The following is a 24,645-nucleotide window of genomic DNA, read 5'->3' on the forward strand; positions in this document are numbered from 1 at the left end:
CTGCGCGTCCCCATGTCATCCTGAACGGAGCGAGCCTGCGCGTCCCCATGTCATCCTGAACGGAGCGAGCCTGCGCGTTCCCATGTCATCCTGAACGGAGCGAGCTTGCGAGCGCAGTGAAGGATCTCACCCGCTGGCCGTCAACCCTCACGTCAGCGGGTGAGATTCTTCGCTTCACTCGCAAGCTCGTTCCGCTCAGAATGACAGCACTCCCTCGATCCTCGATCCTCGATCCTCGATCCTCGATCCTCCAGGAGCCTACTTCTTCCAGTAGTACGTCACCGGCCGCGAGATGTTCGGCGGCCAGCTCAGGTTGATGTTCGCGTACGCTGACGGCACGTTCCCGAGATCGTTCTTGGCGACCTGGATGCCCTCGACCGCCCCGGACTGCCCGACGACGCCAATCGCCCACTGGGTCTCCAGCGCGATCTTCCAGATCTCCTTCCCCATCTTGACCTGCTCCTCGGCCGGCACCCCGAACGCCTGCTTCCACATCTCCATCGCCTGCTTCATCGGGCCGGGCGGCTCCTTGCCCTGGGCACCGTTGGACTGGAACCAGCGGCCGGCCTCCGGCATGTACCAGCTGGTGCTGTCGATAGGGAAGATCCAGCCGGACAGGCTGTAGAGCGTGTCCGTGCCCTCGGTGCCGAACGCCAGCAGCTGATTCTCGCTGGCGTTGCCGCGCCGGATGGCGAGGCTGCGCTCCATCTCGTTCACCCGCAGATCGATCCCGATCTTCTTCCACTGATCGCGGATCATCTCGGCGATGCGCGTGTACTGGATGAACTGGCCACCGAGCGTCGTGATCTCGATGCTGAGACGGCCCTTCCCGTCGGTCCGCAGCCGGTACCCCTCGCCGTCCTTCTGGGTCAGCCCGACCTTGTCCAGCAGCTCGTTGGCCTGCTTGACGTCGTAGGTGCACCACTTCGTGCGCCACTCAGGGCCAGGGCTGTACTTGTTCGACTCAGCTGGGGCCGTCGAGCCGGGGATGCCGACTCCCAGGAACAGGGCCTCGTTAACCTGATCCCGGTCGACGCCCAGCGAGAGCGCGTGGCGGAAGTCGACGGCGTTCAGCCACTTCCCGATCTCTGGATCGGCCTCATAGTGCAGGTTGAAGTGGATGGCGAAGTCGGACCCCGAGGCCATCGGGTTGATCGAGACCTTGTAGTTGCCCTTCTGCTGGTTCTCCAGCAGCACCGGCAGCTTCCCGATGTCGATGTGGCGGGCCTGGAGATCGTACTCCCCGGCGATGGCGCGGAGGTTCACCACCTCCAGGTTCTCACCCAGCGAGAACTGGACCTTGTCGATGTACGGCAGCTGATTGCCGTCCGTGTCCACCCAGATGCTGTACGGGTTCCGTTCGAGGGTCCAGTTCGGGGTGTTGGCCGGCTGCGTCGTCTTCCACGGCGAGACGACCGGCAGATCGGGGTTGAGCGCCCAGTTCGCCTTGAACTTGAACAGGTTGACCCAGTTGTCGAACTTCGCCTCGGCAGCGAGCCTGTCCAGGGTCTCTCTCGGCGTGTACTTCGGATGGAACTGCTTCAGGTACTGGGCTGGCATGTATGCGCCCATGCCGTTGAGCCCGTTGGTGGCCTGTCCGGAGATCGAGAGGCTGAAGGCCAGCGTCTCCGGCAGCAGGTAGTGCGGATCTGGGAACCGGAAGCGGACGGTGGAGGCGTCCACCTTCTCCAGCACGCCCGGCTTGCCGTTGATCGCCATGGCGCTCGTCGGCGCGGGGACCAGCTCCTTGTTCTGGTAGACGTCCTCGAACCAGAACATGAAGTCGTCGGCGGTGAAGGGCTGTCCGTCAGACCACCGCATGCCGCGCCGAAGCTGCAGGGTGGTCACCCGGCCGCCCTCGGTCACCTCGTAGCCGCGCACGAGGTTCGGGACGATCTGCGTGCCGGTCGGATCGACGAACAGCAGGAAGTCCGGCCCGGCCGCCGCCCTGATCCCGTTGAGGTAGTCCGCGGGTCCGGTGAACCCTCGCCGCCAGATGCCGCCGTACTTGCCGACCTCCTGAACCGGCTTGAGCACCAGCGGATCCTGCCCGATGCGCTCCTGCACCGGCGGCAGCTTGCCGGCCTTGACCAGCTCAGCAAGCTGTGGGGCCTCCTTGAAGCTTTTCGGGAACTGGGCCGCGTCGGTGATGACCGTCGGCCCCTCGACCTTGCCGACCAGGTTCCGCCCGATGCGGTCGTCGGGTTTCGCGGCGGCAGCCGGAGCGGCTGGTTTGGCCGCTTCGGACGGCTTCGCGGCCTCGGCCGGTTTGGCCGGCGCAGCAGCAGCAGGCGCTGTGGGTGCGGCTGCCGCTGGGGCGGCCGGCTTCGCAGCCTCAGCCGGCTTTGGCGCTTCGGTCGGTTTGGCAGGCTCTGCTGGCCTGGCCGGGGCGGCGGTCGGCGCGGCTGGCGCGGCCGGGGCACAGGCAGCCAACAGCCCCAGTCCCAGCACGCCGATGCTCCCCTGCAACATGGCGCGGCGCGACCTGCGTGACGACGGTGTCATGGTCGGTCCCCCCCTTGATCCCCAGGCAAACGGTCAAACAGGCTGACGCTGAGATCGCCCGACTCCTCCCCTGTCATCCCGACCCCATTCGGCAAGCTCAGGGCAAGCTACGCGAGGCACGAGCACACCCTCTCGTCATCCCGACCGCGGCGAGGCACGAGCGGAGTGAAGGGATCTTCCCCGGTCACCTGAACACCGGGCCTGAAGAAGATCCCTCGACTGCGTTCGCTAGCTCACTCCGCTCGGGATGACGGGGCGGGGGTGGTTCACTCCGCTCGGGATGACGGGGCGGGAGCGTCTCACGCTGATCGGGATGACCGGAGCGGGGCTAGCTCTTGAAGTAGAACTGCACCGGCCGGGCGATGCTCGGCGGCCACGTCAGGTTGATGTTGGCGTAGGCCGAGGGCGTGTTGCCCATCGTGTTCTTCGCGATCATGATGCCCATGACCGCGCCGGCCTGTCCGACGCCGCCGATGTACCACCCGTCCTCCAGGTGGGTGCGCCAGATCTCCTTGCCGGTCTCGATGCGCTGCTTGTCATCCTGACCGTACGCCGCCTTCGTCAGCTCCATGCACTTCTTCATGGCTGCTGGCGGCTCCTTGCCGGCGGTCCCGCCCGACGCGAACCACTTGCCGTACTCGGGGCTCCACCAGCTGTTACTGTCCACGGGGATGATCCAGCCCGAGTTGGCGTAAAGCGTGTCGGTGCCGTCGTTGCTCCAGGCGATCATCTGGGTCTCGTTGCTGTTCCCGCGCCGGATCGCCAGCGTCCGCTCGCGCTCGTTGATGATCAGGTCGATGCCGATCTTCTTCCAGTGCTCGCGGACCATCTCGCTGATGCGGGTGTACTGCACGAACTGGCCGCCGAGCGTCGTCAGGTCCAGGCTGAGCCGGCCCTTCCCGTCCGTGCGCTGGCGATACCCCTCGCTGTCCTTCTGGGTCAGGCCGGCCTTGTCCAGCAGCTCGTTGGCCTGCTTCACGTCCAGGGTGGACCACTTCTGCCGCCACTCGGGGCCAGGGCTGTACTTGTTCGACTCGGCTGGCGCGCCAGACCCTGGCGTGCCAACGCCCAGGAAGAACGTCTCGTTGATCTGCTCGCGATCCATCGCCAGCGCCAGCGCGTGGCGGAAGTCGATGTTCTTGAGCCACTTGCCGATCTCCGGATCGGCCTCGTAGTCCATGTTGATGAAGATGCCGTAGTCCGAGCCGGTCAGCATCGGGTTGATGGAGACCTTATAGTTGCCCTTCTGCTGGTTCTCGATGAAGACCGGCAGCTTGCCGATGTCGATGTGGCGAGCCTGGTAGTCGTACTCGCCGGCGATGGCGCGCAGGTTGATGACTTCCAGGTTCTCAGCCAGGGACAGCGAGATTTTGTCGATGTACGGCAACTGGTTGCCCTCACTATCAACCCAGATGCTGTACGGGTTCCGCTCGAAGACCCAGGTCGGCGTATTGGCGGGCTGCGTCGTCTTCCAGGGCGAGACGACCGGCAGATCCGGGTTCATCGACCAGTGGTTCTTGAACTTGAACAGATTGACCCAGTTGTCGAACTTGGCGTCGGCAACGATCTTGTCCAGCTCGGCCTGCGGCGTGTACTTCGGCAGGAACTGCTTCAGGTAGTGCTTCGGCGCGTACCCACCCCAGGCGTAAAGACCCTGTGTCGCCTGGCCGCTGACCGAGGTGCTGACCGAGAGCAGCTCTGGCAGCAGGTAGTACGGATCCTGGAACTTGAACTGGACGGTGTACTCGTCCAGCTTCTCCAGCACGCCCTGCTTGCCGTTGACCATCATGGTCGAGAGCGGCGTGGGGTTCAGCTCCTTGTTCTGGTAGAGATCCTCGTACCAGAACACAAAGTCGTCTGCCGTGAACGGCTGGCCGTCCGACCACTTCATGCCGCGCCGCAGCATCAGCTTGGTGACCTTGCCGCCGTCGAGCACCTCGTACCCCTTGACGATGTTCGGGGTGATGGTGTTGCCGGTCGGATCGACGGACAGGAGGAAGTCGGGGCCGCCGGCCGCACGGATGCCGTTGAGGTAGTCGCCCGGGCCGGTGAAGCCTCTACGCCAGGTGCCGCCGTACTTGCCGATCTCGTGAGTCGGCTTCAACACCAGCGGATCCTGCGGCACGCGCTGCTCGACGGGCGGCAGCTTGCCGGCCTTGACCAGCTCCGCGAGCATCGGCGCTTCCTTGAAGCTCTTCGGGAACTGGGCCGGATCGGTGATCATCGTCGGCCCCTCGATCTTGCCGATCAGGTTCCGACCGATCTTCTCCTCGGGCTTGCCAGCAGCAACGGGCTTGGCCGCTTCGGCGGGCTTCGCAGCCTCGGCCGGCTTGGCCGGGGCAGCCGCGGCGGGGGCCGTTGTCGCGGCCGGAGCAGCGGGCTTGGCAGCTTCGGTCGGCTTGGCTGCCTCGGCGGGCTTCGCGGCCTCGGCCGGCTTGGCAGGTGCGGCGGTGGGGGCAGCTGGTGCTGCCGGGGCGCAAGCTGCGAGCAGCCCAACGCCGAAGACCCCCACGGTCCCGGTCAGGAACGCTCGTCGTGACACGCCAGGCGACGTCGCCATAGGTCCACCTCTCCATCGAGCGGCGCCGTGGCCGCCCGTCTCTCGCCCGGGCGCTCACGGCCCGGACGGTTCGCTCACTCGTCGACTTCGTCGTCGCGAAGCTCCACACACAGACGATGACAGCGTCAATGCTGCCACCGCGGGGAAGGCCGCCTCCTCGTCCAGGTCACGCGCACGTCAGCGTGCGCCGGTGGACTAGCGTACCGCTTACGAATCGTCTGGTCAATCGATCCCGTGTCCTGAACAGGGCGATTGCATGTTGATGTCGTCGTGCCGCCGCGTCGGGGCTTGAAAGCCCCGCCTACGATCCTGCAGTCGCTGCGCGACGCTCCCGGCTCACCTGTCCCTGCCGTTCCCGACGGCCGTCGCGCAGCGACTGAATGACTGTAGGCGGGGACTTCAGTCCCCGACCGCCCGTTCTATGATGCTTCAGGTACACCAACGAACATGCGATTGCCCTGCGGTCACGCGCAGGGCAATCGCATGGTGATGTCGTCGTGCGGCGGCGTCGGGGACTGAAGTCCCCGCCTACGATCCTGCAGTCGCTGCGCGACGCCCCGGTCTCACCTGTTGCTGCTCTTCCCTGTGTCCGTCGCGCAGCGACTGAATGACTGTAGGCGGGGACTTCAGTCCCCGACCGACCGTTCCATGATGCTTCGGGTACACCAATGAACATGCAATCGCCCTGGTGTCCTGAATCGTCGGACAGGATCAGATCATCCTATCGGTCAACGCGCTGGGCCTGCTGCTGGGCCTGAATCGCCAGCCGGCTCGCCATATACGTGCGCACCTGGGGAATGGCCGTCTCGGTGCGGTTGCGGATGTCGTCCAGGAGCTGCGGCCCAAACGGCAGCGCGGTGTCCGAGCAGTCGATGTACCGCACGCCCTGCCGATCGGCCAGGAACAGGTGCTCACCGCCGGGCCGCCCGGCGATGTCGCAGTACTTCCGCAGCTCGATGTACCCCTCGGTCCCGAGGATGAAGAGGCGGCCGTCGCCCCAGGTCGGCAGGCCGTCCGGGGTGTACCAGTCCACGCGGATCATGCCGACGCCCCGGTCGCCGCGCAGGGTCAGGTCGCCGTAGTCTTCCAGTTCAGGATACTGGGGGTAGCGGAAGTTGCCGATCTGCGCGGTGACGATGCTAGCATCCGTCGAGCCGGTGAAGAACAGGAACTGCTCGATCTGGTGGGAGGCGATGTCGGTGAGGATGCCACCGTAGCGCTCGCGCTCGAAGAACCAGGGCGGCCGCTGCCCGACGCGCGCCCGGTGCGGCCCGAAGCCCGTCGTCTGGACCACCCGCCCGATGGCCCCGGCCTGCACCAGCTCACCAGCCTTGACGGTGCAGCGGGTCGAGAAGTGCTCGCTGAAGTAGACGGACCAGATGCGGCCGGTCTCTTGCTGGACCCGCTCGATCTCGGCAAGCTGGTCGAGGGTCGTGGCGCCGGGCTTGTCCACCAGCGCGTCCTTGCCGTGGCGCATGGCCGTCAGGGCCACGCCGGCCCGCTCGCTGGCGATGGATGCCGAGGCGATCAGGTGGATCGACTCGTCGTCGTAGATCTCCTGGGCCGAGCGGGCAAGGCGGGCCTGCGGGTACTCCTTCTGGTACGCCGCGATGAGGTCCGGCTCGGTGGCGTAGTAGCTGACCAGCTCCGCGCCGGCCTCCAGGAGCATCTCGGTCTGGCCGTAGATGTGAAAGTGGTTCAGGCCGATGGCCGCGAACCTGATCGTCTGCTCGGTCACGATGCGCCTCCCCCTTGCCGGCCGGTGGCCGCGCGGGAGTCTAGCGCGCCCGCGTGCGACCCGTCAGGTCAGCCGGCCAGCGAGACGCCGAACGCCTTGCCGATACCGTAGGTCACCGCCGCTGCCAGCGCCCCGATCAGCAGCATTCTGGCCCCGCCGAACAGGGCCGGCCGGCCGCTCAGCCGGGCCGCCAGCGCGCCGACCCCGAACAGGCACGCTCCTGAGACGCCGACCGAGACGCCAACGGCGAGCCCCGCCGCCAGCAGCAGGAACGGCAGCAGCGGGATCAGGGCGCCCACCGCGAACGCCCCGAATGAGCTGGTCGCCGCGCCCATCGGGGAGCCAAGCTCGTCGGGGTCAAGCCCCAGCTCCTGCCGTGCCATCAAGTCGAGCGCCAGCTCCGGATCTTCCATCACCCGCTGGGCGATCCGCACGGCGTCTTCCGGCGGCACCCCCTGAGCGCGGAGGATGATCTCGACCTCCTGCTGCTCGTGCTCTGGCAACTCGACGATCTCCCGCCGCTCCAGGTCGATGGCGCTCTCAAAGACCTCGCGCTGCACCCTCATCGAGACGTACTCGCCGGCCGCCATCGAGAACGCCCCGGCCACGAGTCCGGCCACGCCGGCCAGGATCACCACATGATTGCCCACGTCCGCGCCGGCCATCCCCAACACCAGGCTGAAGTTCGAGACCAGGCCGTCGTTCACCCCGAAGACGGCCGCCCGCAGCGAGCCGCTCCGGCCGGAGCTCCCATGATGCTTGCGGATGATCTCCAGCTCACGGCGCGCCTGCGCCACCTCCGCCCGACGATCGATACCGGCCCGAGTGCGGTCCGGCCTGGGTGGGAGCGGCTCGCGGTGCGGGCGGGACGCAGGCATGTCAACTCCTCAGGCCTGGGTACCAGGCGTACAGGACAATCAGGACGACAGGCTACGAGGTGCTCGGGGTGAGACGCTGGGTCGATTCGGCGTTGGCCTCGATGTCGGCGCGGTCCATCCAGAGCGGGTGGTACCGCCCGGCCAGCCAGTCGGCAAACTGGTCGGCGTAGTGTGCGCTGGCCGGGTTGCCGGAGTTGCCGGCCGTGTTGACGCCCCAGGTCTCGCCGGCCGGGCTCAGGTCGGCCAGGAAACGGTAGTGCGGGCCGCCCGTCGTCCAGAAGCGGTCGCGGATGGCGTAGCTGTTCTGGTTCAGCACGCCGTTGCCGCCCGGGCACGGCTTCGGCCCGATATCGAACAGCGCGGCGAAGATCGGGCGGCCAGCCGAGAGCGCGTGCGTCAGCTTGAGCGGGTGGAGGCGGCCCCAGGTCCACTGACGCCAGTCAGCGCCGAGGTTGGCGCGCAGCCAGCCGAGGGCTTCACGCATCGTTGATCGAACAAGGACGCTCACCGCCCGACCCGGTCGAGCCGCCGGGCCTGTGCGCGGGAGACGGGGAGCAACGACAGTCTCGTGTGCCTCCCCCGCTCCCTGTGCGCGGGATCGGGCAGCAACGTCATCGGCGTCGAGCCAGCCGAAGTCGCCCGCCACCAGCAGATCACGCGCGATCGAGCCGGACGCGCCCGCCATCGGCCCGAGCAGGTGCTTCGGGAAGCGGACGGCGGCGACCCGCTCGCACCAGCGCCACCAGAAGACGTTGAACAGCGAGGCCGCCACGCTCCCCAGCGTGAATTCGGCGTTCCATCGACGGAGCAACGTCGCTGCCCGGGCAAGGTCGTCAGCCTCAGGGCCAGAGTCGCCGGCCCCGCGAGCCAGCAGATCCGCCAGCGGACCCTTCAGCTCGGCGGCGCGCTCCGAGTAGACGTCGTTGTGCATCGCCCCCATGTCGGCGAGGCTCATCGGGGCGGCCAGCAGGCCATCGCCGTCCAACACGGCGCGCATCCGCCGGCCCCGGTAGCCGTCACCGTATGAGCCGTAGAGCGGCAGATCGCTGCCGTGGGGGTGCGGGCGCTGGTTCGACGAGCCGATCCAGCCACGCTCGGGGTCGGTCTCGGCAGGCAGCGTCTCGAAGGGCACCGGCTCCTGCCAACGGTCGTCCGGGTTGGCCGGCGAGCGGTAGCCGCGCACCTGCCGGCCCCGCACCGGGAACCGCCCGCGCATCTGGTAGCCGATGTGCCCCTGCGTGTCTGCGAAGCCGGGATTCTGGCCGGAGAACTGCCAGGCCGCGTGTGTCGCGCGGGCTTCGGCCGCCGTCTGCGCGCGGTTCAGCTCCAGGCCGCTGGTGATGCAGTCGCGCGGGTCCAGCCCGACCCACCGCAGGGCCAGCGGCGCATCGCCGTCAGGGGCCACGCTCGGGATCAGGTGGTTGACCAACGGGCCGCGCGGCCCCGTCCGCACGGTGAGGTGAACCGGGCCTGCCCCTCGGACCTGAATCGTCTCCTGGCGCGAGTCGAGCGTGGCCCAGCCGTCGCCCTCGCGGATCTCGTCGGCGTTCGCGGGGTTCCGCTCCTCGGCATAGAGGTCGCGGTTGGACGAGACGTTGTTGGTCAGGCCCCAGGCGACGCCGCGCGTGCGCCCGTTGTGCACCAGCGGCATACCCACGTCGGCAATCCCGATCACGTCCAGGTCGCCACCGACGAGATGGACCTCGTAGCGGGTGGAGGGCTGGTAGTAGGGGACGTGGCCGTCGCTGGCCAGCAGCGGCGCGCCGCTCGCAGAGCGTTTCGAGCCGATAGCCCACTGGTTGCTGCCCTGCGGCGGCACGTCGCCGTCCCAGGCAGATGGAAGGCCCTCAGCCCCCGGCCGCTGCGCGGCGCAACTATCGACTGCGTCGATATCCCTCTCCCTGTGCGCGGGCGAGGGGGAGATGGCTCCCCCTCGCCCGCGCACAGGCCCGGCGGCCCGACTGGGTCGGGGGGTGGGGACCTCCCCGGTCCGGGGGCTGACGGCCTCCCGTCGTGACGGGAACGGCGGCAGGATCGTCTCCTCGGGCGCTTCGACGGTCAGGAACCGCGTCGCCAGGTCCGGCGGCAGCAGCCGCTCGGCAGCCTCGCCGATCACGACGTTCTCGATGCGCCCGCTGAACTGCCACAGCGAAGCCCGCGCGATGGTGACGGTATCGATGGCACGCCAGGGAGCCGGCCGGATACCCAACACGTCGAACTCGATGGGCAGACGGTCGCCGAACGCCACGATGGCCGCATTGACGCCAGCAGCGTACGCTTCCAGGATCGCCCGCGTCAGAGCAGGGTGCTCGGCATGCTCGGCCTCGGCGATCCGGTCGAACCGGAGCGTCCTGGCGGCCCGGTCCGAGGCCAGCGCCGCTGGCCCCAGCACCTCGGCCAGCGCGCCGTAGGCCCAGCGCCGCCGGTATTCGAGCTGCCAGAGCCGATCCTGTGCCACGACGAATCCCAGGCCGGCGTAGGCGTCTCGCTCCGATTGTGCGAAGACGTGCGGGATGCCGTGGCGGTCGCGGACGATCTCGACCGCCCCGCGAACCGCGGCAGCCAGCGCACCGGTCGTCCGCGGCAGGCGTGTCGCCAGCTCCTGACGAATCAGCCGGCGGAGCGCCGGCGGGGACATCCCCTCCTGCGCGGCAAACGTCGTCAGCGAACGGTCGCTCCGAAGCGCCGTCACCACCAGTTGCCGGCGCGCATCCGCCGACCCACCCCGCACCCGGCCTCGCGACTCGGCGCTCACCACGTTCGCAACCCTCCCGGCAGGCACGTCATCCGCACGAAGCAGACGACGGCAGGGTAGCCTCGCCCCGCGAGGGTGTCAAACGACGACTCCGGCAGCCGTCACCGCGCCAGATGACGGCCGCCAGGGCGGGTCCGGGACGGGTCCAGGGCGCGAGACACGCCTTACCGCAGCCGAAAGTGTCCAGAGCAGGAATTTCGAGAGGGAAAGGTTTCCAAATGGTTGTGAAATGGTTGAGATTCCCGGTTTCGTCAAGACACCAGATGCGCACAAAAGCGCGACGCAAGAAGGAGATAGCGACTCAAATCTTAACAGATGATTGATTGTATGCGCCTAGAACGATGGTCTCGTTGCAAAAGTGACGGCTCACGCGGCAAATCGCCGGCGATCTTCGCGAATATTGCGTCAAATCACCCTATTTCACTCACTATTTCGCAACGGTGTGGACGGGTTATGCAACAGTGACATACAATCGCCGTGCGGGGCGGTCGCCCGCAATCGTCACACAGATGAACGAGTTCGTCCTCATCCATCTGTGGTCTAGTCTGAGGAGTTTGGACGCATGCTTCGGAAGCGGAATCTCATCGCTCTGCTCATGGCTGCCATGCTGTCGCTCGGGACCATCGGCGTCGCCTTCGCCGACGACTCGGGCGCCGATCGCACCCCGGATGCTCCTGGTACCATCACCGCCATCGAGCGGGACGCGGCTTACTAAGTCGCCCACACGAGCGCCGCTGCCGCAGCCTACGGCAGGCTAGCGCTCGTCGCGACTCCATCAACGCGGCGTTGCTCAAGCGAGCAGCGCCGCGTTTTCGCGTCCTGGCTGGTGGCTGATTCCAGCGGCGTTGTCGCAGATCGGCAGCCTCGGGCCGTGACGTCGCTGCCCTCACGCCAGCCCGGCCCCGTGACACCGGGACGACCACACCGCCATCCGTCATGGTGGCGTCAGGCGGAACCGCACCAGCATGGGGTCGTGGTCGCTGGGTGCGCCGACGATCTCGGCGTTCCCATGCACCACGTCCACGTCGAGCACCGTCCCCAGCAGCGCCGGACTGGCGAGGATGTGGTCGATGGCCTCGGCCTGGCCGCCGAAGACGTAGCTGTACTGCTCATCCTCCGGCAACGTCGTGATGAGGTCCGCCAGGAGGCCGCCCGTGAGGTGCGCCAGCGTCTCTGAATCCGGGGTGTCGTTCAGGTCGCCCAGCACCAGCAGCAGCGCTTGCGGATCAGCAGCCAGCAGCTCGGCGGCAAAGGCATGGACCTCGCGGGCCTGGGCCTGCCGCCGGGTGTCGGTGGGGGAGCCGGGCGGCTGGAACCGGCCGAGGCGCGGCTGGCTGCCGCGCTTCGAGGCGAAGTGGCACCCGACCACGAACAGCCGCCGACCGTTGAAGGTCAGCTCGGCGGCCAGCGGCTTGCGACTCTCGGTCCAGGCCGGGCTGGCTGGGGCCACCCGCCCCGGGCTGATCGAGAGGTGCGGGCCATCGGCATCGGGCACGACGGCCACGGGTGTGACAGCATCCCCGCCCGGCCGCTCGACGAACGCCAATCCACGGTCCGCCCGCACCAGCACCCCGATCCGGATGTTCGCGCCCGGCTCGCCGCCGTCCAGGTTGTTCTCCGGCGCGATCTCTCGGTAGGTGTAGGCCGGGCCGCCGGCCGCCAGGATCGCGTCGGTCAGCACGCGGCCGGTCCGCCCTGCGCCGACCGTGCCATCGTCAGCCGCGCCGCTGTCGTCCTGGATCTCCTGCACCACCACGAGATCCGGCGCGGCCAGCCGCGTCACGACCGTTTCGGCGAGGCGGGTCAGTTTGGCCGGCCGCTCGCGCGGGCTGACGTTCTCGACGTTGAAGGTCGCCACCGCGAGGACGGACGGATCGGTCATCGGCTCGTTGCTGGCCGCTTCCGGGCCGATCCCGCCGAGGATCAGCGACGGCAGCGTCTCGGTGCGGATGCGGTAGCCGCCGAAGGCGTAGTCTACGATGCCGACCGTCTGCCCCGGCAGGCGATCCCCGACGCTGGCCGGCGGCACCCGCACAGCGCCGTCCACCAGCACCAGGCTCGGAGCGGCCTCGCCGGGCGGCGGCGCGAGCAGGCCGCCGCGCACCGTCCGCCGCGGCACGCCAGTCCCCTCGTCTGGCAGGACCGGCAGCTCGCCGGGACCGCCGCGCGGCCCGACCACGATGGCATCGTCGATCTGGACGCGCATCCCCTCCAGGCTCTCGAAGAAGTCGAGGGTGCTCGCGTCTGGCGCGTACAGGCCGGCCTGCTCGACATCGCCACTGACACCCTCGGCCACCACCTGCGCGGGGGCGCTCCGGCCGCGTGGTCCCAGGAGGACGGGCGACGGCAGCGGCTGCCCGGACGCCACTACGGAGACGGTCGGCCCGACGATCTCCGTCACCGACAGGTTGTTCTCGTCATCCCCCGGCCGGAATTCACGGATCTGCCCGGAGACCAGGACGCTGTCGCCCACCGAGACGGCTGCCGCACTCCGCGTGAAGACGAACACGGCGTCCGAGGTGTCCGGCCGGCCATCGCCCTCGGCGTCCTGCAGCGAGAAGCCGTTGTTCCGCACCGCCGTGACGATGCCCGGCACGCCCTCCACCAGCCGCCCGGCCAGCGGCGAGACGTGCGCCGCACCCTGGATCTCGAACACCCGCACTCTGGCCGACCGCGGCTGTGGCGCCGCCGCCAGCAGGAGGGCGCTCAGGAGCGCGAGCGCCAACCACGCTTGACGAGAACGTAGACGCATGGCGCGTATCATACGTGCAATCCACATATGCATATGGCAGGAACGGCCAGCAGCCCGCGACGCACAGCCTGACTGCATCCGTCCTGCCGTCTCGGGGCGATTGCACGTTCGGCGAGTCGTGCGTCGTCGGGGCTTGAAAGCCCCGCCTACCATCCTGCAGTCGCTTCGCGACGCTCCAGGCTCACCAGTCCCTGCCGTTCCCGGCGTCCGTCGCGCAGCGACGGAATGACTGTAGGCGGGGGTTTCAACCCCCGACTGCGCGTTGCATGGCGTTGCGGGAACGTCAACGAACATGCAATCGCCCTGCCTGCCGTCTCGGGCGCAACGAGGTCAGCCGGCCGGCCGGGCTATGATGCCCCCTGCGACGCCCGTCCACTACCTGCCCCACTACCTGCCAATGACGGAGGGAGCCGATGGCAGTCCAGGAACCAGCGCCGGCCCAGCCCGCGCCTCAGACGCCGATCCTCAAGCTCGGCGAATTGATGGCCAACCTTGACGAGATCATCGCGCGGCACGGCGAGCCGCCATGGGTCGAGCCGCTCGTCATGACCGACGATATCCAGGCGTTCGTGATCTGCCACCCGCCCGGCCAGCCGAACGACACCCACTACCACCAGCATGACGAGTGGTGGGTCGTCCTCAAAGGCGAGATCGACTGGTGGATCGAGAACGGCCACGAGGACGAGCCGATCCACGCCAGGGCCGGCGACTTCGTGTTCGCCCCCAAGTACCACTGGCACCACATCGAGCCAGTCGGCAGCGAGCCAACCATTCGCCTCGGCATCAAGGAGCCGAGCGAGTTTCACCGCTACGACCGCCCTGGCTGCCGCAAGACCCCCTGGCGGCTGCAGCCCGGCGAGACGCCCCGGACGGCCACGCCACCGCCCGGCGAGGGTTGATCGATCTCGGCGCGGCAATCACGCAGCGCGGCAATCACGCAGCGCGGCCATGGCGCAGCGCAGCCAGCGTGCGCCGCGCCCTCAAGGAGCCTCTCCATGCTCTTCGACGCCATCGACATGGTCATCCTGCCCGTCTCGGACCTGGACGCCGCCAGCGCCCAGTTCGAGCGGCTTGGGCTGTTCGTGTCGCCGACCACCGTCAACGAGTCGCGGGCCTCGGCCTTCCGGCTGATCCCCTTCGGCGGCCCGGACAACCTGTTCTGCATCGAGCTGCTGAGCGTGGCCGATCCGAGCGCCACCACACCGTTCGTGCAGGGGTTCGGGAACGTCGCGGATCGCGGCCTCTCCCAACTGAACCTGCTGGTCTCCGACACCGATGCCGTGCTGGCCGAGCTGGGCAAGCATGGCATCTCGGCGGCCACGAAGATCGCCGGCGGCCAGGGCAAGGACCGCTACGACGTCACCATTCTGGAGCCGCTGCTGGACGCCGCCACCACGCTTGGCCTGATCCAGTACGGCCAGAGCATGGCCGAACGTCACGCCGCCTTCGCCAGCCAGGGGCGGCACACGTTCCCCGCGAAGCGACTCGACCACCTGGCGGCCGTCGCGCCGGACCTGGACGCCTCCTGCCGCTACTGGGACGAGGTGCTCGGCGTGCCGACCGTCGGCGAGGTCGTCTCGCCGGTGATCGTGGTGCGGCAGGTGAAGATCGGGGATGCCATCTTCGAGCTGCTCGGGCCGTCCAGCCCGGACAGCCCGATCCGCCAGCGTCCGCCCGGCCTCGGCAGCTCCGTCTCGCTGGAAGTACCCGACCTGCACGCGGCCATCGCGCAGGCCCGCGCCGCCGGCTTCGACGTGCCAGACCACCGCATCGGCACCCTGCCGGGCACCATCGTGACCCAGATCTCGGCGGACCAGTTGAGCGGCCTGACGATGCAGCTGCTCCAGTACGTGTAACAGGACGGCCACTATGACCACCGCTGCCGAGCGCATCGACCCGACGACGACGGCGCTCATCGCCTACGACGTCTGCAAGCGCATCCTGACTCCCCCGGACCCCGCAGCCCGCGAGCGCATGCGCCCGCACCTCGAATCGTGGGCCGTGCTCATCAACAGTTGCCGCGAGATGGGCATTCCGATCATCTACACCACGCCCGTCAGCCGCGCGAACGGCGACGACGTGGTGATGCTGCCGACCGACCTGAGCGCCGAGACCGGCACCCCGCCGCTCACCAACACGGTGGAGGGGTCAGAAGACTCCGAGTTCCCGGACAGCATCGCCCCGAAGGCCGGCGACTACGTCTTCCTGAAGCGCCGCCCGAGCGCGTTCTACGGCACCGGCGTGGCCGAGCTGCTGCGAATGCTCCGCAAGAACACCATCATCATCGGCGGCGGCGGCTCCAACCGGGGCGTCGAGACGAGCGTCCGCGAGGCGTTCAACATGGACCTGATGGCCGTGGTGGTGCGCGAGGTCTGCTACGGCGGCAACAAGGAAGCCCACGAGTGGGCCATGAACGTCGCGATGAAGATGTTCGGGCGGATTCGGACGCTGGAGCAGACGCTGGCGATGCTCCGAGGCTAAGCGCGTCTCGCAGGTGGAGAGACGCTGTAGCGCGAGGGCTTTCCCCCGCGCTACGGACGCACCCGCGCCATCATGCAAAAGGGGCCTCGTCTGAGATCTCAGACGAGGCCCCCGCCGGTTCTGCCGTGCGCGAGCGCCGACCGCCCGCGCATCTACCGCTATGGCTGCGTGCCGTCGGCGGGCGCTGCTGCCGGACGTGGGTCACGGACCCGCTCGCCGCCGGCGGCAGCCGTGGCCGAGCGTGACCGAGCCAGCACGGCGAACATCGCCCGGCCTTCCATCATCGGCCCCTGCTCGACAATCGCGATGTCTTGCAGCGACTTGACGATGCGGTCAATCTGGCTCCGTGCGATCTCCGGGTGCGCCGCCTCGCGTCCACGGAACCGCACCAGCAGACGGACCTTGTGGCCCTCTTCGATAAACCGCCTGGCTGAACGGGCGCGCACGTCAACGTCATGGTCGTCCGTGCCCGGGCGGAGCCGGAGCTCCTTCAGCTCAGTGGCATGTTGATGCTTCTTCGCCTCGCGCTCCTTCTTCGTCTGCTCGTACTTGAAGCGGCCGTAGTCCAGGAGCTTGCAGACCGGCGGCACCGCATTCGCCGCGACCTCTACAAGGTCGAGGTCGCGTTGCCGGGCCATCTCCAACGCCTGAGCAGTCGGGACAACACCAAGCTGCGCCCCATCTTCGTCGATGAGTCGAACTTCGGGAACTCGGATGGCGCGATTGATGCGCGGGCCGGTCGGCGGCCGTTGTGGCATGTTACGGGACTGGATGCTAAGGGCCCTCCTCTGATAAGCCTCTGTATCTATTGTAGGGAAAACTGTGTGCAAGGCAAGTCTTGCATTCGGTGTGTTCTCACAAGAGTCTCACGAGCCGCTGGCCCAGGCCGCACACTGGCGCAGCGTCGGGGCGTCGGCGGGCACAAAATAGATCAGCCGGAAGCGAGTGTCCCGCACGAACGGTTCAGAAACCAGCCGGAACAGCAGCCGCCCCGCCGCGGGCACGTCGAGCTTGACGGGCAGGAGCACCCGTGCCGCGCTGATCGGAGCCGGCAACTGCGTGGCCTGCTCCCAGACTTCGCGGAAGCGCGGCAGCCGCGCCGTCATCTCCTGAAGCGTCTCGGCGATCCACGGCTCGGGCTGGAAGCGGCTGTACTCGTAGCGAAGCGCCCGCACCATACCCGGGATGAAGACTTCCGGCTCGGCCACCAGCCGCCCGAACGGGGCCGACGGGTCGAACCAGAGCGGAAAGAGCGGCTCTCCAACGCAGCGCTGGAGGAGCGCCTCGCCGGCCGGCCCGCTGAGGCCGAGCAGCCGGGGCACGTACCCATTCCAGGCGATGAGCCGGGGCACGCAGTCCATAACGTAGGCCGGAAACGGCACGTCGTGTAGCTCATGCTGGCAGCTGTCGCGGGCCCAGGCGAAATCGGCCTCGGTCGGCAGCGGCGTCGCCACCACGTAGCCGAACAACTCCAGCACCTCGCGCTGCTCGCTGTAGCGAGCGTCGAGCACCGCCAGGATCCGCTCGACGGTCACCCGGCTCGGCTGGGCCACCCGGCCGGACTCGACGCGCTGGAGGTAGCCGGTCCCCAGGTCGGCCTCGGCCTCGACCCACAGTTGCGCGCGGCCGGCCTGCTCGCGGATGGCCCGCAGGCGGGCACCGCCCGGCGTGGCCGCGCCGGTGGCACGACGCCGGCGCGGCGGATGGTCACCGGATCGGGACCGCTGGATCACGCTCGCCCCCTTGCCCGCGTGCGATTTCGACTCCGGTGACGATGACAGGGAGCCGCGCCGTCCGTAGCATAGCAAGCACGATGAGCCAGCACGCCGCATCGCCCACCTCCAGCGTCCCACCGCCAGACTCCAGCGTCCCGCTGACCGCCGCTCCTGCCGCCCGGCCCCGGCGGCGCGCCCGCGCCGACTTCTGGCGTGGCTACCTTGCGCTGCTGCCGCTCTGGACGGGGGCGATCCCGGCCGGCGTGGCCTTTGGCGTGGCGGCTCGAAGCGCCGGCCTGAGCGTGCTGGAGACCCAGCTGATGAGCCTGACCGTCTTCTCGGCGGCCGGGCAGATCGGGGCCGTCTCGTTGCTGGCGGCCGGCGCGAGCGCTCCGTGGCTGGTCGGCACGGTCCTGGCGCTCAACGCCCAGTTGCTGCTGCTGGGGCTGGCGGTCGGGCGGCAGCTCCGGCTCTCCTGGCCGCAGCGGCTGCTGGCAGCCTGGGTGCTGACCGACGGCGCATACGGCGTGAGCCTGGGCGTCGGGCCGCTGCGGTTGCCGGTCCTGCTGGGGGCTGGCGCCAGCATGTACAGCGGCTGGAACCTCGGCACGATCCTGGGCGCGGTGCTCGGGGCGGCGCTCCCCAGCCCGACAGCCTACGGGATCAACCTCGTCGCGCCGCTGGCGTTCCTGGCCGTCCTGGTCCCACTCGTCCGGACCCGCCCGATGCTGCTCGTGGCCCTGGCGGCCGGCCTGACAACCTACGGGCTGTCCACCGTCGTGCCGGGCGGCGTGGCCGTACTCGGGGCCGGCGTGGTGGGCTGCACCGTCGGCGCCTGGCTGACCCGCCACGAGCCAGCGCGGGGGGCAGCGGCGCGATGAGCAACCTCGTGCTGGTCTTGATCATGGGGGCGGGCGTCTACCTGTTGCGGCTGACCGGCCTCTCACTGCAGGAGCTGACGCTGCCGCCAACGGTGGACCGCGCCCTGCGCTGCGTGCCGGTCGCCTTGCTGACCGGTCTGGTGGTGGTCGGCCTCACGGGGCAGGTGACGGCCGAGCCGATCCGGCTGCTGGCTGTGGCCGCCGCTGCCCTGGCCGCCTGGCGCACGGGCAAAATGTGGGCGTGCATCCTGACGGGGATGGTGGTCTACTGGCTGACAGCGTGGCTGCTGCCAGGCTAAAACCGACGACACAACCGGAGACGCTCCAGATGGGAGGACGGGCAGATCATGGATGACGCACAGGTCGACAGCACGCCGGCGTCGGCCCTTTCCATCCGCGCCACGCCGCAGCCCGGCGACCTCGGCTGGATCGTCACGGCCCACGCCGAGCTGTACGCCCGCGAGTACGGCTTCGGGCCGGGCTTCGAGACCTACGTGATCGAGACGGTGGCCGAGTACGTGCGGATGCCCTCCTCGGAGCGGCACCGGATCTGGATCGCCGAGGCCGATGGACGGCGCGTCGGCTGCGTGGCGATCCTCGGGCGGGAGCGGGGCGAGGCGCAGCTCCGCTGGTTCTTGACCGATCCGGCCGTGCGGGGCCAGGGACTGGGCCGCCGGCTGCTCCGCGAGGCGGTTGCCTTCTGCCGACGCCAGGGGTTTCGCTCGATCTACCTGTGGACGGTCAACGGACTCGATGCCGCCGCGCAGCTCTACCGCGAGGCCGGCTTCACCAGGACCGAGACCAGACCGGAGGTGCTGCTCTGGGGCATCCCGCTCTGCGAGGAGCGCCACGATCTGCCCCTGACCTGATCGGACACGCCGGCTTGTCGGCCAGGGCACTGCGGCCGGCCCGCATGGTGCGGCATGATGACGCCGTGAGCGAGCAACCGCCCCTGCTGACCGCCGTGGATGCCCCGGACGCCGATCCTGTCGAGACGTTGCTGTTCGCGCAGCACGGCTGGGCCGACACCAATCAGGCGATGATCCGCTTCGGGCGGGAGATCGCCTCGCCGGGCGACCTCGTGATCGCCCCGAACCTGGGCTACGTCCGGACGTGGCTCCGCATCGAGCCGCTGATCCAGACCGTCGCCTACGCCGTCGAGGAGGCGCTGGCCGCCCACCCACGGGCGCGCATCCGAGCGGTCGGGCACTCGATGGGCGGGCTAATCTGGATCGAGCTGCTGACCCGCCGCCCGGAGTGGCTGGCGAAGACCGACCGACTGGCGCTGATCGGCTGCCCGGTCGGCGGGGCCGAGCTGGCCGGCTTCCTCGACCCCCTGGGCCTGACCATCGGGCGCGATCTCCGCGTCGACCGGCGGGCGCGCGCCGAGGCCATCGCCGCCACCATCCCCACGCTCACCATCGTCGGCGACCTGCTGGGGCGGCATGACGGCACCGTCTCGCACGATTCGGCGCGGCTGGTGAACGCGCGGATGGTGCTGACGCCCTCGGCCAGCCACGCGGCGCTGCGGAACCATCGCGTGGTGGTCCAACTGGTGCGGGCCTTCTTCGAGCAGCCGGACCCGCCAGAGATCGACCACGCGGCGATGATCGGCTACCTGCGGGCGACGCCCGGCCTGCTGCCGGCCGAATCGAGCCTGATGATGGTCTCGAAGGTGGTGCTGATGCTGAAGGACGGCACGACGGTCCGCACGATCTCGCCGGTCCCCGGGCTGGAGCTGGTGTTCGTCGCGGACCGCGAGGGGCGCTGTCAGTACGCCGCGACGGTGCCCTGGACCGCGCAGGCGGCCTACCAGCAGGCACTCGGACTGATCCGGGCGGCGTACGCAGACGCCCTGCTCGCCCTCTGATCGCCCGCTCCGAAGCGCCGCACATCATAGAACAGATGTCCGGGTATCTGTCAAGGATTTCCGGGCCGTCGCCGCCCATTCCGGCCACTCCGGCCAGCCGTCTCCGCGCTGTCTCTTCCCGCCGGACGCGCCTCGTGCGGGCCGAACTGTGGATAACCCCCCGTAAACCTGTGGATAACCTGGGGGGAGATGTGGACAACTGTTCGGGTCTGTGGAAACATCACAGCCGTGTCACGACGGAAGAACAGGTCCGTTGTGGACAGGTTCCGGGGTCTGGGGAAACCGTCGCGGCTGCCCCCAGACGGTCGGCCAGTTCTCCACAGCCGAGACGCCGCTGTGACTCGGAAGAGACACGCTCGTTATCCCCCGTGGGGACTGCCTACTACGGCGACGACTCTCTAAGAGTTAAAGATGATGAGCTACACTTGGGAAAGGTCTTCACCCCGGAGAACCGGGGAACACTGAGGGAATGGTGTACCCATGAGTTCGCCGTCCGGGTTGACCTGCCTCCGCTGTAGCACGAGCTACCCTGCCGAAGAGATCGTCACGGGCTGTCCCAAGTGCCGCGCTGAGGGGGTCGCCGTCAACCTGAAGGTGACCTATCCGAACAGTGCGTTCCGCACCGTGCAGGACAGCCGGGGCTTCGACAGTGGCGAGCGGGGCGTCCTGCGGTACCACGACCTGCTGCCGATCTCGCTGGCCCACGCGACGTGGCTCGGCGAGGGCGAGACGCCGCTGATCCACGCCGGCGCGCTCGGGGAGCTGGTGGGCCTTGAGCACCTGTACCTCAAGAACGAGACCCGCAACCCGACCGGATCGTACAAGGACCGGATGGCCGCGGTGATTGTGGCGCGCGCCCGCGAGGCCGGCGCGACGACGGTGACCATCGCGTCGTCGGGGAATGCCGGCGCGGCCCTGGCAGCCTATGCCACGGTGGCCGGCCTGCGCTGCGTCATCTTCACCTCGGAGAGCGCTCCCCTGGCCGTCAAGGCCCAGATGCGGGCGCTTGGGGCGCAGGTGGTGGCGCTCTCGTCCAGCCCGCAGCGCTGGACGATCATGGCACAGGCCATCGAGCGGTACGGCTGGTACGCGGCATCCAACTATCAGGCCGACCCGGTCGGCAGCAACCCGTACGGCGTCGAGGCGTACAAGACGGTGGCGTTCGAGGTCTGGGAGCAGCTTGGCCGCGATGTGCCGGACGTGATGGCGTTGCCGGTCTGCTACGGCGATGGGCTGGCCGGGACGGCGCGTGGCTTCGTGGACTTGCAGGACCTCGGGTTCACCCGCCGCGTCCCCCGGTTGGTCGCTGGCGAGGTCTGGGGGCCGCTCACGCACGCCCAGGCGAACAACCTGGAAGCGCCCGTGCCCGCCGAAGCCGGCCCGACGGTGGCGTTCTCCATCGGCGGTGGGCGGAGCACCTACCAGGCGCTGCACGCCCTCACCGAGTCTGAGGGGCGGGCGGTCACCGTCACGGACGAGGAGCTGCTGCACTGGCAGCGCGAGCTGGGCCGCCGCGAGGGCATCTACGCCGAGGCCTCGTCGTTGGCGTCGGTGGCAGCGTTGGCGAAGCTGCGCGCGGAGGACCGCTTGCGTCCGTCCGCTGTCTCGGTGGCCCTGTTGACGGCAACGGGGTTGAAGGATCCGGGCGCCGGCGGCCTCGCGGACGACGTGCCCCTCATCGAGCCGACGCTGGAGAGCCTCGCCAGCGCCCTGACGAGCGCCTACGGGATCCCCGCCGCCGAGCTGTAGGCTCCTCTGGGTCGTGGGTCGTGGGTCGTGGGTCGTGGGTCGTGGGTCGTGGGCCGCAAATAGCCGTCAAATAAGCGTGGCGGTGGGATTTCACGGTCACCGAGCCGCCTCCCTCCTGGTGGGAAGCTTGGGGACGTTGCTCACCAGGTGGGGTGTGTGACCGCACAGACACTACCACATGCTGCTATAGCTGGCAGCCCGGGCACCAGTACGTCGAGCGGGCGTGCGGCCCCTGAAGCGCCCGTCGGATCAGCGTGCCGCAGCGGGTGCACGGCTGGCCGGCCCGGTCGTAGACCCAGAGCGCATTGCGCCGCGGGCCATGGGTGGTCCGGCGCTGCATGGCCCCGACGTTGCGGCTCATCTGGCGGCGGGCCGTGCGGATCATCTGCTGCAGCGTCTCGAGGGGCAGGCTGCCGACCGTCTGGAACGGATTGACCCGCTCCAGAAAGCAGACCTCGCTCTTGTAGACGTTCCCGATGCCCGCCACGATCGACTGATCCAGCAAGGCATCGGCGATGGCGAGGTCTGGCGATGCTGACAGGCGGGCCAGCGCGTCCGCCTCGTCGAAGTCCGGGGCCAGCAGGTCCGGCCCGAGTCGCGCCAGCCCGGCGTGGCCGGACAGTTGTCCGCCGGTCAGCAGCTCGACCTCCGGGGCGCTGAAGCAGACGGCCAGTACGTCGCCGGCCTCCACCACGACGCGGGCGTAGTGGGCCGGCTTCTGCCAGCGCGAGCCGACCCGGTACAGGTGCCAGGAGCCAGTCATCCGCATGTGGGTGCGGAGCATCGCCACGACCGATGCCGGCGGGCCAGCACCAGCCGGGCCGTTCGTGCTGTTGGGAACGTCGTCGTCGGCCGGCGACGCACCTTTTCGGCCGAAGTGCAGCAGCAGATGCTTCCCGCGCGACTCGACGGCCAGCACCTCGCTGCCGACCACTCCCAGCGCTGTCGCCCGATCCTCGATGCCGGGCACGCCCGACCGGAACCCGGTCACCCGCCGCCCGACCAGCACGCCGGCCAGCGTCAGGGCGCTCTGGGCGATGGTGTCGCCCTCGGGCATGGTCGTCGGCTCCTCCCTGCTCTCGTATGCGTTCAGAGGATGACAGCCTCGGGCCGCCCCGACGCGATGCTCGTGCAACGAGCGCGACAGCCCGTGTGGCCCTGATCGCGACAGCCCATGTCGCCCTGATCGCGACAGCCCATGTCGCCCTGAGCGCAGCGAAGGGCCTCACCCGCTGACCGTCAACGCTCGCGTCGGCGGGTGAGATCCTTCACTTCGTTCAGGATGACATGATTGCGTGTGCGTCCTGCTGCAAATCCGTCGACTGTCACACTGGTGAGGCTGTCCGGCCCCTTGAAGGAACATGCCTGTGAGTGGACAGAGCTGACGAGTCGTCGTCTACGCCAACGCCCCGTAGACGATCGCGCGGAGCTCGCGGGCGAGGTTCAGCCGCGTCTCCGGCGAGACCGTCATGTACTGCGTCATGAACACGACCGCCAGATCCTCGGCCGGGTCGATCCAGAACTGGGTGCCGGCTGCGCCGGACCAGTAGTACGTACCCGGGCTGCTGGAGACCTGCGCCGCCGCCGGATCGAGCGTCACCGCGAACCCGAGGCCGAAGCCGGTCCCCTGGTAGGCGTTCTCACGCCAGCGGGCGCTGATGGCCGCCTCGCCGACGGTCTTCCCGCCGGTGATGTGGTTCTTCGTCATCAGCTCCAGCGTCTTGCGGCCGATGATCCGCGCGCCCTCCAGCGTGCCGTTGCCGAGCAGCATCCGGCAGAAGCGGAGGTAGTCGCCCGTCGTCGAGACCAGCCCGCCGCCGCCCGAGAGCATGGCCGGGGGCTTCAAGTACGGGCTGTCGCCGGCGTCGTCCACGAGGTTCAGGCTGCCGTCTTTGTCGCCAGCGTAGTTGCTGGCGAAGCGGCTCGCCTGCTCCGGTTTGACCCAGAAGCCGGTGTCCTCCATGCCGAGCGGCTTGAAGATCTGCTCCTCGAGATAGACATCCAGCGGCTGCCCGGAGATCACCTCCACGAGATAGCCGACGATGTCCGTCGCGTGGGAGTAGTTCCAGGCCGTCCCCGGCGAGAAGTCGAGCGGCACGCCGGCCAGCTTCTCCACGAAGTCGGCCAGGGACGCGGCGTCGGTCCGCCCGATGCTCAACTGCCGGTACGCCGCGTCCACGTTCGTGTGCGAGGCGAAGCCGTAGGTCAGCCCGGATTGGTGGGTGAGCAGGTCGCGCACCGTCATCGGGCGCTGGCAGGGGGTGGTGGCGAAGGCCGGATGGGCGCCGGACTGGAAGACCCGCAGCCCCTCCCAGGAGGGGATGTACTTGTGCACGGCGTCGTCGATCTGCACGAGGCCGCGCTCGTACAACTGCATCAGGGCGACCGACGCAATCGGCTTGGTCATCGAGTAGATGCGGTAGATCGTGTCGTCACGCGTGGGCACGTTGCGCTCGCGGTCCGCGAGGCCCAGCGTACTCCAGTGGGCCAGCTGGCCTCGGTGGTAGATCGCCGTCAGCGTGCCGGTCAGGGTGCCCCGGTCGATGTACCGCTGGAAGTGCGCGTCGAGGTACTCCAGGTTGCGTGCGTTGACCGTGTCGCTGCCGGCGCGGGTCAATGAGGCCGTCATCGGATGCCCTCCTGCTGCTCCCGTCTCATCATGAGAGTGTAGACGGAAGCAGCAGCGTGGCACCTGATCGGCCGCTGCGACAGCAGGGAGCGAGCAGTCGGGGGTTGATGACGATTGATTCTTTCCTGTGGT

19 protein-coding genes are annotated in these 24,645 nt (G+C 68.7%); 9 read left to right on the forward strand and 10 right to left on the reverse strand.

Annotated features, from left to right (window positions below):
- Positions 1-258: 258 nt before the first annotated feature.
- The 5 genes from IT306_01620 to IT306_01640 form a co-directional block, all read right to left on the reverse strand.
- Complete coding sequence (locus tag IT306_01620; protein ID MCC7367087.1) at positions 259-2,472, reverse strand: ABC transporter substrate-binding protein; 2,214 nt, start codon at positions 2,470-2,472, stop codon at positions 259-261.
- A 361-nt stretch (positions 2,473-2,833) separates the two neighbouring features.
- Positions 2,834-5,065, reverse strand: coding sequence for an ABC transporter substrate-binding protein (locus IT306_01625; GenBank protein MCC7367088.1), 2,232 nt, complete (start codon positions 5,063-5,065; stop codon positions 2,834-2,836).
- Positions 5,066-5,786: 721 nt separating this feature from the next.
- Positions 5,787-6,803: a Gfo/Idh/MocA family oxidoreductase gene (locus IT306_01630; protein MCC7367089.1), complete on the reverse strand. Its 1,017-nt coding sequence runs from the start codon at positions 6,801-6,803 to the stop codon at positions 5,787-5,789.
- A 68-nt stretch (positions 6,804-6,871) separates the two neighbouring features.
- The gene (locus IT306_01635; GenBank protein ID MCC7367090.1) at positions 6,872-7,681 is read right to left on the reverse strand and encodes a VIT1/CCC1 transporter family protein; all 810 of its coding nucleotides are present in this window, start codon (positions 7,679-7,681) and stop codon (positions 6,872-6,874) included.
- Between the two features lie 52 nt (positions 7,682-7,733).
- On the reverse strand, positions 7,734-10,436 hold the full coding sequence (locus IT306_01640; GenBank protein ID MCC7367091.1) for a penicillin acylase family protein: 2,703 nt from the start codon (positions 10,434-10,436) through the stop codon (positions 7,734-7,736).
- A gap of 562 nt (positions 10,437-10,998) precedes the next feature.
- Between IT306_01640 and IT306_01645 the strand changes: the two genes are divergently transcribed.
- The gene (locus IT306_01645) at positions 10,999-11,151 is read left to right on the forward strand and encodes a hypothetical protein (GenBank protein MCC7367092.1); all 153 of its coding nucleotides are present in this window, start codon (positions 10,999-11,001) and stop codon (positions 11,149-11,151) included.
- 219 nt (positions 11,152-11,370) lie between these two features.
- Here IT306_01645 and IT306_01650 read toward each other — a convergent pair whose 3' ends face one another.
- Positions 11,371-13,188, reverse strand: a complete 1,818-nt coding sequence (locus tag IT306_01650; GenBank protein MCC7367093.1) for an endonuclease/exonuclease/phosphatase family protein — start codon at positions 13,186-13,188, stop codon at positions 11,371-11,373.
- A gap of 413 nt (positions 13,189-13,601) precedes the next feature.
- Between IT306_01650 and IT306_01655 the strand changes: the two genes are divergently transcribed.
- From IT306_01655 to IT306_01665, 3 genes are all read left to right on the forward strand, one after another.
- A complete protein-coding gene (locus IT306_01655) occupies positions 13,602-14,087 on the forward strand; it encodes a cupin domain-containing protein (GenBank protein ID MCC7367094.1) in 486 nt (161 codons plus the stop codon).
- Positions 14,088-14,183: 96 nt separating this feature from the next.
- Positions 14,184-15,044, forward strand: a complete 861-nt coding sequence (locus tag IT306_01660; GenBank protein ID MCC7367095.1) for a VOC family protein — start codon at positions 14,184-14,186, stop codon at positions 15,042-15,044.
- A gap of 13 nt (positions 15,045-15,057) precedes the next feature.
- Positions 15,058-15,669, forward strand: coding sequence for a cysteine hydrolase (locus tag IT306_01665; protein ID MCC7367096.1), 612 nt, complete (start codon positions 15,058-15,060; stop codon positions 15,667-15,669).
- 158 nt (positions 15,670-15,827) lie between these two features.
- Here the strand turns inward: IT306_01665 and IT306_01670 are convergent, their stop codons facing one another.
- Both IT306_01670 and IT306_01675 read right to left on the reverse strand, forming a co-directional pair.
- Positions 15,828-16,427 carry a translation initiation factor IF-3 gene (locus IT306_01670; protein MCC7367097.1) on the reverse strand — a complete coding sequence of 200 codons (600 nt, stop codon included), beginning with the start codon at positions 16,425-16,427 and terminating at the stop codon, positions 15,828-15,830.
- A gap of 108 nt (positions 16,428-16,535) precedes the next feature.
- Positions 16,536-17,402 (reverse strand): hypothetical protein, encoded by an 867-nt coding sequence (locus IT306_01675; protein MCC7367098.1) that lies wholly within the window; start codon positions 17,400-17,402, stop codon positions 16,536-16,538.
- A gap of 80 nt (positions 17,403-17,482) precedes the next feature.
- Here IT306_01675 and IT306_01680 point away from each other — a divergent pair, with 80 nt between their 5' ends.
- From IT306_01680 to IT306_01700, 5 genes are all read left to right on the forward strand, one after another.
- Positions 17,483-18,265, forward strand: coding sequence for an AzlC family ABC transporter permease (locus IT306_01680; GenBank protein MCC7367099.1), 783 nt, complete (start codon positions 17,483-17,485; stop codon positions 18,263-18,265).
- Positions 18,262-18,564, forward strand: coding sequence for an AzlD domain-containing protein (locus IT306_01685; GenBank protein ID MCC7367100.1), 303 nt, complete (start codon positions 18,262-18,264; stop codon positions 18,562-18,564). The genes IT306_01680 and IT306_01685 overlap by 4 nt, the downstream gene beginning before the upstream one ends.
- 48 nt (positions 18,565-18,612) lie before the next feature.
- On the forward strand, positions 18,613-19,134 hold the full coding sequence (locus IT306_01690; GenBank protein ID MCC7367101.1) for a GNAT family N-acetyltransferase: 522 nt from the start codon (positions 18,613-18,615) through the stop codon (positions 19,132-19,134).
- 65 nt (positions 19,135-19,199) lie between these two features.
- Positions 19,200-20,135, forward strand: coding sequence for a lysophospholipase (locus tag IT306_01695; protein MCC7367102.1), 936 nt, complete (start codon positions 19,200-19,202; stop codon positions 20,133-20,135).
- Positions 20,136-20,615: 480 nt separating this feature from the next.
- Positions 20,616-21,884, forward strand: a complete 1,269-nt coding sequence (locus IT306_01700; protein ID MCC7367103.1) for a pyridoxal-phosphate dependent enzyme — start codon at positions 20,616-20,618, stop codon at positions 21,882-21,884.
- Between the two features lie 184 nt (positions 21,885-22,068).
- On the opposite strand, the gene IT306_01705 is transcribed toward IT306_01700, so the two are convergent.
- Together IT306_01705 and IT306_01710 are read right to left on the reverse strand one after the other, a co-directional pair.
- Positions 22,069-22,941, reverse strand: a complete 873-nt coding sequence (locus IT306_01705) for an Fpg/Nei family DNA glycosylase (GenBank protein ID MCC7367104.1) — start codon at positions 22,939-22,941, stop codon at positions 22,069-22,071.
- 339 nt (positions 22,942-23,280) lie between these two features.
- A complete protein-coding gene (locus IT306_01710) occupies positions 23,281-24,513 on the reverse strand; it encodes a beta-lactamase family protein (GenBank protein MCC7367105.1) in 1,233 nt (410 codons plus the stop codon).
- Between the last annotated feature and the right edge of the window lie 132 nt (positions 24,514-24,645).

The organism is Chloroflexota bacterium (assembly GCA_020850535.1).
Classification (GTDB): Bacteria; Chloroflexota; UBA6077; order UBA6077; family JACCZL01; genus JADZEM01.

What these genes read in the sequence shown, in the direction of transcription:
- IT306_01620 (MCC7367087.1), bottom strand. Translation starts at nt 2,472, where the DNA reads ATGTTGCAGGGGAGCATCGGCGTGCTGGGACTGGGGCTGTTGGCTGCC.
- IT306_01625 (MCC7367088.1), bottom strand. Translation starts at nt 5,065, where the DNA reads ATGGCGACGTCGCCTGGCGTGTCACGACGAGCGTTCCTGACCGGGACC.
- IT306_01635 (MCC7367090.1), bottom strand. Translation starts at nt 7,681, where the DNA reads ATGCCTGCGTCCCGCCCGCACCGCGAGCCGCTCCCACCCAGGCCGGAC.
- IT306_01645 (MCC7367092.1), top strand. Translation starts at nt 10,999, where the DNA reads ATGCTTCGGAAGCGGAATCTCATCGCTCTGCTCATGGCTGCCATGCTG.
- IT306_01650 (MCC7367093.1), bottom strand. Translation starts at nt 13,188, where the DNA reads ATGCGTCTACGTTCTCGTCAAGCGTGGTTGGCGCTCGCGCTCCTGAGC.
- IT306_01655 (MCC7367094.1), top strand. Translation starts at nt 13,602, where the DNA reads ATGGCAGTCCAGGAACCAGCGCCGGCCCAGCCCGCGCCTCAGACGCCG.
- IT306_01660 (MCC7367095.1), top strand. Translation starts at nt 14,184, where the DNA reads ATGCTCTTCGACGCCATCGACATGGTCATCCTGCCCGTCTCGGACCTG.
- IT306_01665 (MCC7367096.1), top strand. Translation starts at nt 15,058, where the DNA reads ATGACCACCGCTGCCGAGCGCATCGACCCGACGACGACGGCGCTCATC.
- IT306_01670 (MCC7367097.1), bottom strand. Translation starts at nt 16,427, where the DNA reads ATGCCACAACGGCCGCCGACCGGCCCGCGCATCAATCGCGCCATCCGA.
- IT306_01680 (MCC7367099.1), top strand. Translation starts at nt 17,483, where the DNA reads ATGAGCCAGCACGCCGCATCGCCCACCTCCAGCGTCCCACCGCCAGAC.
- IT306_01685 (MCC7367100.1), top strand. Translation starts at nt 18,262, where the DNA reads ATGAGCAACCTCGTGCTGGTCTTGATCATGGGGGCGGGCGTCTACCTG.
- IT306_01690 (MCC7367101.1), top strand. Translation starts at nt 18,613, where the DNA reads ATGGATGACGCACAGGTCGACAGCACGCCGGCGTCGGCCCTTTCCATC.
- IT306_01700 (MCC7367103.1), top strand. Translation starts at nt 20,616, where the DNA reads ATGAGTTCGCCGTCCGGGTTGACCTGCCTCCGCTGTAGCACGAGCTAC.
- IT306_01705 (MCC7367104.1), bottom strand. Translation starts at nt 22,941, where the DNA reads ATGCCCGAGGGCGACACCATCGCCCAGAGCGCCCTGACGCTGGCCGGC.
- IT306_01710 (MCC7367105.1), bottom strand. Translation starts at nt 24,513, where the DNA reads ATGACGGCCTCATTGACCCGCGCCGGCAGCGACACGGTCAACGCACGC.